This window comes from Pseudomonas poae RE*1-1-14 (assembly GCF_000336465.1).
GTDB lineage: Bacteria > Pseudomonadota > Gammaproteobacteria > Pseudomonadales > Pseudomonadaceae > Aquipseudomonas > Aquipseudomonas poae.
The window spans coordinates 1,840,280-1,855,079 of sequence record NC_020209.1 but is presented as its reverse complement, the minus strand read 5'-3'; the positions used below and the strand labels follow the sequence as shown (position 1 = coordinate 1,855,079).

9 protein-coding genes and 1 pseudogene are annotated in these 14,800 nt (G+C 63.6%); 6 read left to right on the top strand and 4 right to left on the bottom strand.

The window, feature by feature from the left end:
* Window positions 1-27 precede the first annotated feature (27 nt).
* The 3 genes and pseudogenes from H045_RS25455 to H045_RS25205 form a co-directional block, all read right to left on the bottom strand.
* On the bottom strand, window positions 28-7,185 hold the full coding sequence (locus tag H045_RS25455) for a hemagglutinin repeat-containing protein (RefSeq protein WP_015372018.1): 7,158 nt from the start codon (window positions 7,183-7,185) through the stop codon (window positions 28-30).
* Window positions 7,186-7,201: 16 nt separating this feature from the next.
* Window positions 7,202-7,597: pseudogene (locus H045_RS24420) on the bottom strand (POTRA domain-containing protein); the annotation flags it as partial.
* A 153-nt stretch (window positions 7,598-7,750) separates the two neighbouring features.
* Window positions 7,751-7,909: a hypothetical protein gene (locus H045_RS25205; protein ID WP_003230791.1), complete on the bottom strand. Its 159-nt coding sequence runs from the start codon at window positions 7,907-7,909 to the stop codon at window positions 7,751-7,753.
* 216 nt (window positions 7,910-8,125) lie between these two features.
* Between H045_RS25205 and H045_RS24415 the strand changes: the two genes are divergently transcribed.
* Window positions 8,126-8,257: a DUF2256 domain-containing protein gene (locus tag H045_RS24415; RefSeq protein WP_003230793.1), complete on the top strand. Its 132-nt coding sequence runs from the start codon at window positions 8,126-8,128 to the stop codon at window positions 8,255-8,257.
* A 45-nt stretch (window positions 8,258-8,302) separates the two neighbouring features.
* On the opposite strand, the gene H045_RS08280 is transcribed toward H045_RS24415, so the two are convergent.
* A complete protein-coding gene (locus H045_RS08280; protein WP_003230219.1) occupies window positions 8,303-8,668 on the bottom strand; it encodes a histone-like nucleoid-structuring protein, MvaT/MvaU family in 366 nt (121 codons plus the stop codon).
* A gap of 450 nt (window positions 8,669-9,118) precedes the next feature.
* On the opposite strand from H045_RS08280, the gene H045_RS08275 reads away from it, so the two are divergent.
* The 5 genes from H045_RS08275 to H045_RS08255 are packed head-to-tail and all read left to right on the top strand — an operon-like array spanning window position 9,119 to window position 14,778.
* Window positions 9,119-10,327: a methyl-accepting chemotaxis protein gene (locus tag H045_RS08275; RefSeq protein ID WP_015372016.1), complete on the top strand. Its 1,209-nt coding sequence runs from the start codon at window positions 9,119-9,121 to the stop codon at window positions 10,325-10,327.
* 10 nt (window positions 10,328-10,337) lie between these two features.
* Window positions 10,338-10,706, top strand: coding sequence for a response regulator (locus tag H045_RS08270; RefSeq protein WP_003230217.1), 369 nt, complete (start codon window positions 10,338-10,340; stop codon window positions 10,704-10,706).
* A gap of 25 nt (window positions 10,707-10,731) precedes the next feature.
* Window positions 10,732-11,019, top strand: coding sequence for an STAS domain-containing protein (locus H045_RS08265; RefSeq protein WP_003230216.1), 288 nt, complete (start codon window positions 10,732-10,734; stop codon window positions 11,017-11,019).
* 40 nt (window positions 11,020-11,059) lie between these two features.
* Complete coding sequence (locus H045_RS08260; RefSeq protein WP_015372015.1) at window positions 11,060-13,093, top strand: chemotaxis protein CheA; 2,034 nt, start codon at window positions 11,060-11,062, stop codon at window positions 13,091-13,093.
* A gap of 29 nt (window positions 13,094-13,122) precedes the next feature.
* Window positions 13,123-14,778, top strand: a complete 1,656-nt coding sequence (locus tag H045_RS08255) for a methyl-accepting chemotaxis protein (RefSeq protein WP_003230212.1) — start codon at window positions 13,123-13,125, stop codon at window positions 14,776-14,778.
* Window positions 14,779-14,800 lie beyond the last annotated feature (22 nt).

Below are 14,800 nucleotides of genomic sequence, written 5' to 3'. Positions count from 1 at the left end.
CGCCCCGGCGCTCACGACAGTGCCGACCTAGCTGACGTGATCTTCCTGAGTGGTTTTCTTTTTGCTCTTGGCCAGCGAGTGGTCCTCGTCCGCTGCCGAGGCCAGGTTCATGTCTTCTCGGGCCGACAGGCCGATATCGCGCTTGGCGTCGATCACGCTGGCGATGGCGTTGAGGTCGCGCCCTGCGTTCATCTGCACATCGCGGCCGGCGCTGACGGTCGAACCGCTTTGCGTGGTGTTGGAGGTATGTTTCCACATGCCCCCGTCGCCGGAGTCGAGGGTTTGCGTGGCGACAATATTGATATCCCGCCCAACATTGATCAGCGTATCCGCACCACTCTTCAGCACACTGCCGCTGTTGGTGAAATCGCGGCCCGCCTTGATCGTCAGGTCGTTGGCCGCTTCCACGCGGGCCGCGTCGCCGAAGTAGCTGCGGTTGTCCTCGCCCATGCCCAGCCCGGTGAGGCTGCGTTCGTTGATCACATCGCCCTTCACGGCCGTCAGCGTCACGTCCCGCCCGGCGATCACGCCGCCGGACTGGTTGACCAGGTTGTTGCCGGCCAGCAGGTCGAGGCGGTTGCCCGCTTCGATGCGACCGCTGTTGATCAGGTCGTTGCCGGCGGCGGCCGAGAGGTTGTTGCTGGCGCGCAGGGTGCCGGCGTTGGTCAGGTCTTTGCCAGCGATCAGGTTGACGTCCTGGCCGGCGATGAGCGCGCCATTGGAGGCCAGGCGCTGGTCTGCGTTGGCGAGGTAGAGCACCGGCACCAGGACTTTTTCGCCGTTCACTTCGTGCTCTTCCAGCCACACGATGTCGTGGGTCAGCGCGGCGACCTGTTCGCCGGTCAGCGACACGCCCACCGAGAGGCCGAGGCTCTGTTTGCTGTGGATGGCGTTGTCCATCAGGTAGCGGAACAGTGCGTCGTCGGAGGTCTGGCCATCGAGGAAGCGTTGACCTGTGCGGGCGACCACGGCCTGTTGGATCAGGCGCTGTTCGTAGAGGCCGTCGCCGAGGCGCTTGGCGCTGTCGTCGGGGTTGTAGCCGAGGCCGGCGAGCAGGTAGTCCGAGCTGACGAATTGCTTGAGGTCGGTGAGAACCGGATTGGTTTCGATCACGTATTTGTGGGGTTGCGAGGCCGCTTGCGGGGTGGGCAGGCCTTGCACGCGGTTGATGATTTGGGTAGCGACGGACGTGCTGCTGTCCACGGCCTGCGGGGTGACGCCGGGGATGTTGACGGCCGCGCTGCGGGTGGTGGCGACGGTTGTATCGCGAGACGCGTTCGACAAGCCGGGCTGAGCGGTGGTCGCAGGCGCGGTGATCGGTGTGCTGGCGTCACGCGCGGCAGGCGTCAGGCCAGACACGTTGAGGTCCGGGCGAGACACCTGGGTGGTGTCGCCATTGCCGTGGTTGATTGCAACGTCCGGGGTACGCCCCGGTTGCCAGGCGCTGCTGTCGGTGTTGCCCGCAACGTTGATCGCGCTGGCGTTGGCGTTGATGCCACCTGCTTCGCGGGCGGTCAGCACGACCTGATGCACGCCGGCGGCGGTTTGCGCGGCATCGGCGATCTGGAAGCTGCGGCCCGATGTGGCGGGCGCAGATTGCTGACGTTGCGCCACGCCGACGCTGGCGCCGCCCAGGGTCCAGCTCTGCGGGCCGGTAGCGCCGCTCACCTGGCTGTCGTTGGCGGCCTGGCCGCTGAGACGGAACAGGCCGTTTTTGCCGGTGGGCAGGCTGAAGCCAGGCAAGGCAATCGGGTTGACCTGTTGCAGGGCAAGGCCGGGCGGCAGTTCACGGTTGATGGTGACCATGACCGCTGTGTTGCCGCTGACCTGGGTGGCGCCGACCCGCGATGCATTGCCGCTGACGGCGACGTTTTGGCGCACCACGCTGTTGGTAAGGTTTTGCGTGGCGTTGATGCTCACAGCGCCGCCGGCTTGAACCACGGCATTGGCGGCAGTCGAGGCGCCGACGGTGGTGCTGTTGAAGGGTCGGGCGCCGACCATTTCCCAAGGGCCGTCGGCGGCGCCGATGCTTGGATCCACCGATCGAGCGGTCGCGACGCTCAGCGGGCCGTACTGAGTGGTGCCGTTGGTATCGTCACGACCATTGCGCCGGTTGACCACACGTACTATGGACTCCGTGCCGTTGCTGGTCCACACGTGGATAGTGGGTGCAGATGCGTTGTAGAAAGGATCATGACCACGGTTGTAGTTCATCACTGTCACCATGAAACGCGACAGATCGTAGGGGTTCACATCGCCGTAGGTGTAAGAACGGCGCAGCGTGTATTCGCCGACCGAGGCCCCTTCGTTGGTGAAGTTCTGCAAGGCAAAGTTGATGTTGCCGCCGGCGGTGAGAGTTGAGTTCGTGTTGCTGAAGTCGCCACCTGCGACCGTGAAATTTCGCCCGGCCGTCATGCTGGCCGAGGCCGAGTCTGCAACGATCTGCGACTTGAAGTTCTGCGCCCACACCAGGTAACTGTCGGCGGTGCGGTTGGTGTCAATCGACGCACAACTGCTGCACTGCACGCCGATATAACTGGATACCAACCCGCCGGCGGTGGTGAACACATCCTTGCGGTTCTCGATACGCGCCGCCGCCAGCTTCAGGTCGCCGCCACTCTCGATCGTCGCCGACAGGTTGTTGATTGCGCTGCTCTGACCGTCGTTGTCATCCCTGGCGATGCTCACGTTGCCCAGACCGTAAACGTCGGCAAAGCGGTTGGTGAAGGTGTCGATGCGCAGCGCCATGTCGCCGCCGCTGAAAATCAAGCCGTTCTGGTTCAACAGGGTCGAGCCGGCCAGACGCAGGTTGCCGGTGCTGCCCACGGTGCCGCTGTTGTTGATCGTGCCTGCGCTGACGGTCAAGTCGGTGGCCGAGGTGATCCGGCCTTCATTGGCCAGGGTGTCGCCCACGCTGATACGGCTGCTGCCGCCACTGGCGATGCTTGCCTGTTGCGCAACGGTCAACTGCGCAGCGGTGAGGTCCAGCGCGCCCATGCTGCTGATACGCCCGCTGCCCCCGTAGCCACCGGTCAACTGCAACCCGAGGCTGCCATCGCTGGCGATCAGGCCGTGGTTGGTCCACTGGCCGCCCTTGCCTTCCAGGCGCGATGAGGCCAGCAACTGGCCGGTGGCGGTCTGGGTAAAGGTGCCGACGTTGACGTAGAGGCGCCCGGCCTGGATCACGCTGCTGTTGGTCCAGGTGTCAGCGTTGAGAGTCAGGCCGCCACGGGTGACGATGTTGCCGCCGACGGCGGTGACGTTGGGCAGGGAGATATCAAACTCGCCCTCCCCGCTGTGCAACAACTGGCCGCCGTTGTTCTGGAACGAGGCAGCCGCGAGGCTCAGGTCGGTGTTGGCGATTTCAACGAGGCCGTTGCGGTTGTCGAACAGGTTGCCGATCTGGAACTGGGTCTTGCCGCTGCGCGCCAGGGCACGCAGTTTGCCGCCCTGGTTGACCAGATCACTGGCCTGCAGGGTCAGGGTTTCATCGCTTTCGATCACCCCTGACTGGTTGTTCAGTTGCCCGGTGAGGCCAAGGTCGATGCGCTGGCCGGCGATTTGCCCGTTGCCGTTGTCCAGCGAGGCGCTGCGCACGAGCACCGCACCTTTGGCGTACAGCCCGCCGTAGGCATTGAGCATCCGCGTGGCGCGGATGACGGCGTCGCCGTTCTGCGCAGCGATGCGGCCTTGCCCGTTGTCGACGGTGAGCGCGACCAGGTTGACGCGTTGGCCCTGCACCACACCGGCCGTGTTCTGCGCCAGGCCGTTGAGCAGGCTGGCATTCAAGTTGGCGTCCACCAGCCCGGTCAGGCTGGCCACGCTACCGCCCTGGTTGCTCAGGGTATTAGCCTTGATCACGGTGTCGCCGGTTTGCGCCAGCAGTTTGCCGCGCTGGTTGTCGATGTCGCCGTTGATATCGAGGCTCAGGCCGCTTTGGCCTTGCACGGCGCCGCCGGCATTGGTGAGGCCTGCGGTATTGATGTTCAGGTCGGCTTCCTGGCTGTAGATCAACCCGTCGGCATCGTTTTGCAGCACGCCGGTGCTGCTAATCGCCACGCGATTTCTCGCGGCGATGGTGCCGCGCTGGCGGTTGTCGAGGCCGCCGGCCAGCAGGGTCAGCAGGCCTTGGCTGACTATCTGCCCGCCCTGGTTGTTGACCTGCGTCGCGCGCTGCAACAACAGCGGGCCGGCGCTGGCCAGTTTGCCGTTGGTGTTGGTCAGCGCGCCCAGCAGGTCGACGGTCAGGCGGTCGTTGCCGGCGACGGTGCCGCCGCTGTTGTCGAGGTCCGAGGCCGTGACGGCCATGGCTTTTTGCGCATTGATCGTGCCGGCCTGGTTGCCCAGGCTCAGCGCTTGCAGGTCCAGTTCGGCGCCGCTGTCGATCAGGCCGCCGCTGCCGTTGTTCAACGCGCCACTCACGCCAAGGCGTTGCCCTGCGCCGCTGGAAAGAATGCCGCCGCTGTTATCCAGGCTGGCAGCGGTAAGGTCCAACCGCCCCTGGCTGACCAGCGCACCTGCGCCAGTGTTGAGCAGTGCGCCGGTGAGACGCACATCCACTGCGCCGTTGCGGCTCGACAGCGTGCCGTTATTGCGGTTGTCGAGGCTGCCGCCCGTCACGCTCAAGCCCTGCCAGCCGGACAGCAGACCGCCCTGGTTGAGCAGCGCCGCGGCGTTCACCGACAGCAACTGGCTGCTGATCAACTTGCCGCCGGTGTTGTTCAGGGTATTGAGGTTCAGCGTGAGGTTTTGCCGGGTCGACAGTTCGCCGTTCTGGTTGTTGATTTCGCCAACGCGATTCAGCACCAGCGCGCCCTGGGCGGCGATCAGGCCATTGCGGTTATCCAGATCGGTGTTGTTCAAGTCCAGGGTCACGCCCGCGCCGCCGACGATTTGTCCGCCGTCCAGGGTCAAGCCGCTGAGTTTCAGGTCCATTGTGCGCTTGGCCGACACTTCGCCGCCGCTGCCGGTGCCGAGGGTGCCTGCCGCGAGGTCCAGAGTGCCTTGGCTGTTGATCAGGCCGCGGGCGGTGTTGTCCAGGGTCGCCGCAGTGAGCACCGCGCGGCTGCCGCCCAACAGCGTGCCGCCCTGGTTGTTGAGCAGGCCGTCACTGGTCAGTTGCAACTCGCCCCGGCCGTTGAGGGTACCGCCCTGGTTATTCAGGGCACCGGCGCGCAGGTTGAGGTTGGCGGCGCCGACCAGGCCCTTGATGTTGGCCAGCGCCTGGCTGATGCGCAGCGTCAGGTCGCCATTGCTCAGCAGCCTGCCGCTGCTGTTGTCCAGGCTTTGCGCGGCCAGGGTGAAGGCCTGGTCGCTGGAAATTTCACCGCTCTGGTTGTCGACGCCGCTGAGGTTGCTCAGCAGCAGTGCGCCACTGGCATTGATCAGGCCTCCCCGGTTAATCAATTGCCCGTTGCTCAGGTCGAGGCTCAGGCCGGCCTGGCTGAACAGCTTGCCGGCCTGCTGGTCGAGGCCGCTCACCGTGGCGCTCAGCGTTTTGACGCTGCCGATACTGCCGCCGTTGTTCAATTGGCCGGTGGCCAGGCTCAAGGTGTCGCCGCTGGTGAGGTGCCCAGCCTGGTTGTTCAGGGTGCCGGTGGTGACGCTGACCGGGCCTTTACCGCTGATGCTGCCTTGCTGGTTGCCCAGGTTGGCGCTGCGCAGTATCAGGCCGGCGTCCGTCACCAGCTCGCCGCCTTGGTTGTTCAGATCGGCGCGGGTGGTGACGTTAAGGGCCTGGGCGCTGGAGAGGCTGCCTTGGGTGTTGTCGAGGCTGTGTGCCTTGACGTCCAGCGAGCCTTCGCTGCTCAGCAGGCCTTGTTGGTTAGTCAGGTCACCGGTGAGGTTCACCACCAGCGGCTGCTGACTGAGCATCTTGCCGCCGCTGTTATCCAGCGCCGTGCCGGTCAGGTTGAGGCGCTGACCGTTCAGTTGGCCGCGCAGGCGGTTGAGCACCTGCTCCACCACCAGGCTCAGGCCTGCGGCGGCGAATACTTTGCCGCCGTCGCTGTTGTCCAGGCGCTGGCCGGTGAGGTCAAGGTCGGCGTTGCTGGTCAGCTCACCGCTGCGGTTGTCGACGTCACCCACCTTCAGCGTCAGGGTTTTGCTTGCGCCCAGCAGGCCCTTGCGGTTGTCGAGGCTGGCAGCGGTCATCAACAGGGTGTCGGTGCTGAGCAACTGGCCCTGCTGGTTGTCGATGCGGTCGGCGTTGACGGTGACCTTGGCCTTGCCCGCCATTTCGCCCGCGCGATTGTCCAGGGTCGACGCCGTCAACAGCACGCTGGCGTCGCCGATCAGGCTGCCACGCTGGTTGTCGATCAGGCCGTCGGCGCTGACGTCCAGGCCGCCACGGCTGCTGAGCAGGCCGTCAGTGTTGTCCAGGCTGGCGCTATGGGCCGTGAGGCCGACTGCACTGATGCTGCCTTTGATGTTGGCCAGCGCCTGCTCGATGCGCAGCGTCAGCGCCTGGTTGCTGATCAGCTTGCCGCTGCTGTTGTCGAGGCTGCGGGCCGCGAGGGTGAAGGCGTTCTGGCTGGAGATTTCACCGTTGCGGTTATCCACGCTGGCGAGGTTTTTCAGCACCAGCAGCGGTGCGTTGATCACCCCGGCGTTGGTCAACTGGCCCTGATGCAGGTCCAGGTTCAACTCGCTGCTGCTGAACAGCTCGCTGCCGCTGGCCTGGGTCAGGCTGGCCAGGTTCGCGGTCAATACGCCGCCGCTGGCAATGCGCCCGCCGTTGCTCAGGTCGGTGGCCGTAAGGTCGAGGCTGTTGGCGCTGATCACGCGCCCGCCCTGGCCGTTGTTGAGTTGCCCGGTGGTCAGGCTGGCGGCGCCCTGGCTTTTCAGCAGGCCCTGGGCGCTGTTGTCCAGGCTGGCGCTGCCCAGCGTGAGCGCCTGGGCGGATTCCACCACGCCGCCCACGTTGAGCAGTTCGCCGTCGCTGGTGAGGGTCAGATCGCCGGCACTGGACAGGTTGCCGACGCTGTTGTCGATCTGCTGCGCGCGCAGTTGCAGGACGCCTTCGCTGCTGAGCTTGCCGCGCCTGTTGTCCAGCGCGCCCGACAGTTGCAGCGCCAGCGCCCGCTGGGCGGCCAGTGTGCCGTCGCGGTTGTCCAGGCGCGCAGCCTTGAGGTTTACCTGCTGGGCAAACACCAGTCCCTTGGCCTGGTTGATGACGTCGGCCACCGTCAACTCCAGCGCGGTAGGCGCGGCTGGTGACCAGGCCCTTGGCGAGGTAGCGGTCGGTAATGACCTTGAGCACCGCGTTCAGTTGCGGCACGCCCAGGCATTGGCCGATGTAAGGTTTGATCAACTCAGCGCGCTCGCCTTCGGACAACGCGTCGGCGCCGGTCAGTTCGATGGTTTTGATCGGGAAGCAACGGCTGTCGACAGGGGTTGTCGGCGTGCCGGACGCTGCGGATTTACCGGGCAGGTCCTTGAGGTCTTCGAGGCGTCGTTGCTGTTCTTCGAGCAGACGGTCCTGGCGGTCACGAATCAGGTCGGTGACACCGGGCGTGTCCTGCGGGGCTGCGGCTGCAGTGAGCCAGAAGAAAACGGACAGCAGGCTGAGCCCGGTCCGGCGTAACAGACGCCACATCGCTAGGTCCCTCTACATGGCTCTATGCCATCAATGGGCGGCGATCTTAGGGTGGCAATATAGTGGCGTCAATTAAATGTACAAATTTGTTCCATTGATTTACCTGAGAGCCAGTCGCACGCGACTGGCTCGGCGGCAAAGGCTGCCAGATACCTACGTTGAGCGACCCTCGCTGCGGTTTTGTTGTTTTTTAACGCCTTTCCCGTTCTTTCGCTCGTATTGATGGTGGATAAACCACGCGACCAGCACCAGACCGGCCACACCAAAAATAAACAGCAACAGCTCTATCGCGGGACCTTCATGTGAAAACATCTTTCGTTCCTCGTCCTGAAGTATCGCGCCGCAAAAACGGGCGCCTCCGAAATTGTTTGTAACAATTCATACATTTCCAGAGTAGACGCCAAAACCGCACGTGACAACCCTGACATCGCCAGAACCCTTGATCCAGACGTGTCAGTCGTCGAAAAGCGTTGCTGTACCCTTGGACCCATTAATCAAAGATGGACGGATAAACGTAGGTAAAACCCCATGAAGAAAAGCGAGCTCCCCGTCAAAACCTGCCTGACTTGCGGCCTTCCCTTTACATGGCGAAAAAAGTGGGCACGTTGCTGGAACGACGTGCGTTATTGCTCGGAGCGCTGCCGACGTAATAAAAATTGAAGCCAAAAAAAGGGGCCGTTGAAGGCCCCTTTGCACACGTGAGTCTTACTTGCTCAGCCATGACTCGACAGTGTCGGCGCCATGTTCAGCTTTCCATTCTTTCAAGCCTTTGTGATTGCCACCCTTGGTTTCAATCGTTTCCCCTGTGTGCGGGTTCTTGTAGACCTTCACTTGGCGGGCTTTGCGCGTGCCGGCCTTGGGCGCAGCCACCGGAGCACGTCGGCTGCTTTGCGGATCCAGCAGGTTGATCACATCCTTGAGGCTATAGCTGTACTTGGCGAGCAAATCGCGAAGTTTGGTTTCGAATTCAATTTCTTTCTTAAGGCCGGCATCGCCTTTTAAGTTCTCCAGCGCTTGAAGTTGTTCAGCGAGATGTTTTTCGAGTTGACGGAATTCGGCGAGCTTGGACATGGGTATTTCCTGGAGAGTGAATAATGGTGCGGCACATTCAAATGGACACTTGAATAAGGCAGAAGTATCAATCGAATGTAGCGCGCAGCAACAGCGTTTATTTGCGGCAAGCTGACTTTGTTGTAGCGAGCGGCTTCTTGTGGCGAGCGGGCTTGCCCCGCGTTGGGGTGCGAAGCGCCCCCAATCCAGCAAACGCGGTGTAACTGATGCGGCTCAGCGCCTGGTTTTGGGGCTGCTGCGCAGCCCAACGCAGGGCAAGCCTGCTCGCCACGGGGAATCTGTGCATGACTGGACGCATTAGGGCTCGCCACAGTGAGGGTTTGACACTGACCGGTCACACGACAGTCATAAACCAGACGGAAGGCACACGCGGATGTCTAAAGTTGTGACGCACCGCGCAGATAACCCCTATGTCGTTTACATCCGCAACAACGTTCAAGGACCGAACTCATGACCCCGAGTCAACCCATCCGTACTGCCCTTTCCGGTCATCCGCGTTTTCGTTGGTTCGCTTTCATCCCGGTTATCCCCGCTGTCATCTGGATACTTTCGCAGTCCACCACCCCGGCAAACCTTGCGGCATGCGCCTTATTGGTGTTGCTCGGCCTCGCTGCCTGTGCCTGGAGCGCACGTGCCCAGCGCGGGTCGGTGCAGCGCGCCGTCGCGCTGGCAGAAGATTCAACCGCACAAACCGGCCTGCAGGGTCTGGATTCGCGCGCCCAGCTCGATGAAGTCCTGCTCGGCGCCATGCCGATCTGGGCCAAGCAGGTGGAGAGCTCGCGGCAGCAGACCGAAGACGCGATTGTGAGCCTGGCCAATCGGTTCACCGGGATTTCCGCGCGTTTGCAGGACACCGTGCAAGCCTCGCAGCAAGCCGCTGGCGAGCTGGATGGGCACGCCGCCGACGGTGCGCTCAAGGTGCTGGCCAGCAGCGACAGCGAGCTGAGCCAAGTGATCGATTCGCTCAAGGCCACCCAAACCAGCCGTGACCAGACGCTTACCCAGGTGCGCAGCCTCACTGCCTATACCGGCGAGCTGCGCACCATGGCCGCCGATGTCGCGGCCATTGCCGCGCAGACCAACCTGCTGGCGCTCAACGCCGCCATTGAAGCCGCGCGGGCCGGAGAAGCCGGTCGCGGCTTTGCGGTGGTGGCCGATGCGGTGCGCAGTCTGTCGAGCAAATCCAGCGAGACCGGCCAGCAGATGTCGGCCAAGGTCGACATCATTAACAACGCCATTACCCAACTGGTGCAGGCGGCGTCCAGCAGTGCCGACCAGGACAGCCACTCCGTCGCCGCATCCGAGCAGAGCATCCAGCAGGTGCTCGAACGCTTCCAGAACATCACCGGTCGCCTGACCGACTCCGCCGACCTGCTCAAGCAGGAAAGCTACGGCATTCGCGACGAGATGACCGAAGTGCTGGTCAACCTGCAGTTCCAGGACCGGGTCAGCCAGATACTCAGCCACGTGCGCGACAACATGCACGCCCTGCACGAACACCTGCTGCAGGCCAGCCAGGCGCCGGAACAGGCGCTGGCTGTGGATGCGCGCCAATGGCTGGCGAGCATGGAGGCCACCTACGCCACCGACGAACAACGCCGCACCCACCATGGTGAAGCGGCCGCGTCACAGAATTCTCAAGACATCACCTTCTTTTAAGGAGCACACCATGGCAAAGAATGTATTAGTGGTCGACGACTCCAGCAGCGTGCGGCAAGTGGTCGGCATCGCCTTGAAAAGCGCCGGTTACGACGTGATCGAGGCCTGCGATGGCCGGGATGCGCTGGGCAAGCTCACCGGGCAGAAGGTTCACTTGATCATCAGTGACGTGAACATGCCGAACATGGATGGCATCACCTTCGTCAAGGAGGTCAAGAAGCTGGCCAGCTACAAGTTCACGCCGATCATCATGCTGACCACCGAGTCCCAGGAATCGAAAAAGGCCGAAGGCCAGGCGGCGGGTGCCAAAGCCTGGGTGGTCAAGCCGTTCCAGCCCGCGCAGATGCTGGCAGCGGTGTCCAAACTGATCCTGCCCTGACCACCTGACCATGGAGGGCCTTGCCATGCCGATTACCTGCGAAACCGTCGACGGCACCCCGTGCGTGGGCATCGACGGTGAACTGACGATCTACACCGTGGCCGAGCTGGCCGCCGCGCTGCTGCCGCAGCTGGGCACGGCGCCGCGCCTGGCGCTCGACCTATCCCAGGTCACCGAAATGGACGGCGCCGGCCTGCAATTGCTCGCGGTGCTTCACCGCGAAGCCGACCACCGCGGCACGGCCCTGAGCCTGGTCGGCCAGAGCCCGGTGGTCGAGCAAACCTTCACGTTGTGCGGTGGCGTCGCTTTCTAGCGCCCGCCGCCCCGTTCAATACGCGACAAGGAGTGTCCAGGTGAGTATCAATCTCGATCAGGCACAACAGACGTTCATCGTCGAGGCACGCGAACTGTTGCAGGCCATGGAGCAATCCCTGCTGCAACTGGAAAGCGAGCCTGGCGATCAGGATGCCATCGGCGCGGTGTTCCGCGCCGCACACACGATCAAGGGTTCGGCCGGCCTGTTCGGCCTGGAGCCGATCGTGAGCTTCACCCATATCGTCGAAGACGTGCTCGACCGCCTGCGCGATGCCAGTGTGGCGGTGGACGCCACGCTGATCGCGGTGCTGCTCAAGTCCGGCGATCACATGCTCGAATTGATCGACGTGGTGGCCAGCCGAGGTGAAGCACTGCAAGCGCCGGCGCTGGAACGCGAAGCGGCGCTGCGCCAGGCGCTGAGTGCCTATCAGGGCGGTGACCATGCGGTGGCCGGCGTGCCGATGACTTCCGTGGTCAACGACACCCAAGGCGACATGCTGTGGCACCTATCCCTGCGATTTGGCGTGGACGTGTTCCGCAACGGCATGGACCCGCTGTCCTTTCTGCGCTACCTCGACACCCTGGGCCGGATCCTGCAGGTCACCACCCTGACCGATCGCCTCCCTGCCCTGGACAGTTGGGATGCCGAAAGCTGCTACCTGGGTTTTGAGATCGACCTGCGCTCGTCGGCCAGCCACGCCACGCTCAATGAAGTCTTCGACTTCGTGCGCGACGACTGTGAGGTGCACATCAGCGCCGTCGACGACACACCGCTTGAGGCAGCGCCCGGCGGCACCGAGCTGGTCGCGCAACCCGAGCAGTTGGCGCCGGCGCCTCAGCGCGTGGCGACGAACAGCGAGGCAAAACCCCGCGATGGCAACTACGTGAGGGTCAACGCCGACAAACTCGACGAACTGATCAACCTGGTTGGCGAACTGGTGATTGCCAGCGCCGGTGCCAGCCTGCTGGCGCGCTCGTGCAACAACGACCCGCTGCAGGAGGCCACATCCACCGTGTCCGGGCTGGTGGAAGAGATCCTCGATGGCGCCCTGCACCTGCGCATGATCCCCATTGGCGATACCTTCAACCGCTTTCGCCGCGTGGTGCGCGACGTCAGCCAGGAACTGGGCAAGGACATCGACCTGCTCATCAGTGGTGCGGAAACCGAGCTCGACAAAACGGTGGTGGAAAAGATCGGCGACCCGCTGATGCACCTGCTGCGCAATGCCATGGACCACGGCATCGAAAATGCCACGGCGCGGCGCGAGGCGGGCAAACCGAGCAAGGGCCACCTGAGCCTGAATGCCTACCACGACTCCGGCAGCATCGTCATCGAAATCGCCGACGACGGCGCAGGGCTCAACCGCGAGCGCATCCTCGCAAAAGCCCAGGAGCGCGGGCTGGTCTCCACGGGTGCGCAGCTCACCGATCAGGAAATTTACAACCTGATCTTCGAGCCCGGCTTTTCCACCGCCGAGGCGGTCACCAACCTGTCCGGGCGCGGCGTCGGCATGGACGTGGTCAAGCGCAACATCACGTTGCTGCGCGGCACCGTCGATCTGGACAGCCGCCCCGGCCAGGGCACGGTGGTGCGCATTCGCCTGCCGCTGACCCTGGCGATCATCAACGGTTTTCTGGTCGGGATCGATCAGTCCACCTACGTGATTCCGCTGGACATGGTGCAGGAATGCATCGAGCTGGACGAACCCCAGCGCCAGTCAAGCCGCGACCAGGGTTATCTGGACCTGCGTGGCGAGGTGTTGCCGCTGGTGGACCTGCGTGAGCACTTCAGCCACGAAGGCCCGCCGGCGCGGCGCCAGAATGTGGTGGTGGTGCGTTACGCCGAGCACAAGGCCGGGCTGGTGGTGGATGACCTGCTTGGCGAATTCCAGACCGTGATCAAACCCCTGGGCAAGCTGTTTGGCGCACTGCGCGGCATCAGCGGCTCAACCATCCTGGGCAGCGGTGCCGTCGCGTTGATTCTGGACGTGCCCGCCCTGCTCAGCCAAATCGTACAACTGGAAGCCCGCACGGCCCAGGCGCCTCAGTCGCCCTCGGTCGTCGTTCGCTGATGTATCTGCAATTCCATGGAGGTTCCCCGATGAAATGGTTCTACGATCTTAAAATTTCCACCAAGCTGATCAGCTCGTTTCTGGTGGTCCTCGCGCTGACGGCGGGCATGGGCGTTTTCGCCATCCTCCAGTTGGGCTCCGTCAATCAGGCGGCCCAGGACATCCGTGGCAACTGGATGCCGTCGATGCGCGCGGCCGCCGGCATGCGATTTTTCGCCGCCAACTATCGCTTGAAGGAAAACCGCAATATCAGCACCGACGTGGTCGAGGAAAAAGCCCAGGCCGAGCGCGAAGCCGTGGAGTCGCGCCAGCAATTCGAAACCCGGCTGGGCACCTACGAGCAACAGCTGTCCAACGAAGCAGACCGTCAACTGCTGGCGGATGTGAAGAGCGCCTGGAGCGCTTATCTCGCGGCCAGCCAGCAACTGTTCGAGCTGTCCCGGCAGAACCAGGAAGCCCAGGCGCGCAGCCTGCTGCGCGGCGAATCCAAGGTGCACTTCGATGAACTGACCAACCGTCTGCAGAAAATGATCGAACTCAACGACGCCGGCGCCACGGTTGCCGGCGACCACGGCACCGCGCTGTACGAGAATGCACGCCTGTCGATCATCGCTGTGCTGGTCGTGGCGCTGCTGATCGGCCTGTGCCTCGCGCTGTTTATCGCCCGGATCATCTCGCACCCGCTGCGCCAGGCCGCCGCCGCCGCCGAACAACTGGCCGAGGGCAACCTCAACGCCCACATCGACAGCGGCGCCAAGGACGAAACCGGCATGGTGCTCAATGCCATGCGCAACATGGTCGGCAAACTGGCGCACATCATCGGCGAAGTGCGCAACGCCGCCGATAACTTGGCCAGCGCGTCGGAACAGGTCAGCGCCACCGCGCAATCGATGAGCCAGGCCACCAGCGAGCAGGCCGCCAGCGTCGAGGAAACCAGCGCGTCGGTGGAACAGATGAGCGCCAGCATCAACCAGAACACCGAGAACGCCAAGGTCACCGATGGCATGGCCAGCAAGGCCGCCAAGGAGGCCACCGAAGGCGGCGAATCGGTGCAGCAGACCGTGGTGGCGATGAAGAAAATCGCCCAACGCATCAGCATCATCGATGACATCGCCTATCAGACCAACCTGCTGGCCCTTAACGCGGCCATCGAGGCGGCCCGGGCCGGCGAGCATGGCAAGGGCTTCGCGGTGGTGGCCGCCGAGGTGCGCAAGCTGGCTGAACGCAGCCAGGTGGCCGCGCAGGAAATCGGCGAATTGTCGTCCAGCAGCGTGGAAATGGCCGAGACCGCCGGCAAGCTGCTCGGCGAAATGGTGCCGTCGATCAACAAGACCTCCGACCTGGTGCAGGAAATCAGCGCCGCCTCCGAGGAGCAAGCCGCCGGCGTCGCGCAGATCAACACGGCGATGACCCAACTCAACCAGGTGACGCAGCAGAACGCCTCGAGCAGCGAGGAGCTGGCCGCCACCGCCGAAGAAATGAGCAGCCAGGCTGAACAGCTGCAACAGGCCATGAGCTTTTTCGTGCTTGATGCATCTCCCAGGGCCACCGTGCAAAGCAGCGCGGTGGACACCGGCAACAAGCCCAACCGCCAGCCGCCACGCCCGGCTGCACCGGCGCCGCGCAAGGCATTTGCCTACAACATGGCCAGCGCTCCGGACGAATCGGAATTCACCCGTTTCTGATCGCACGCGACGCTACGGGCTC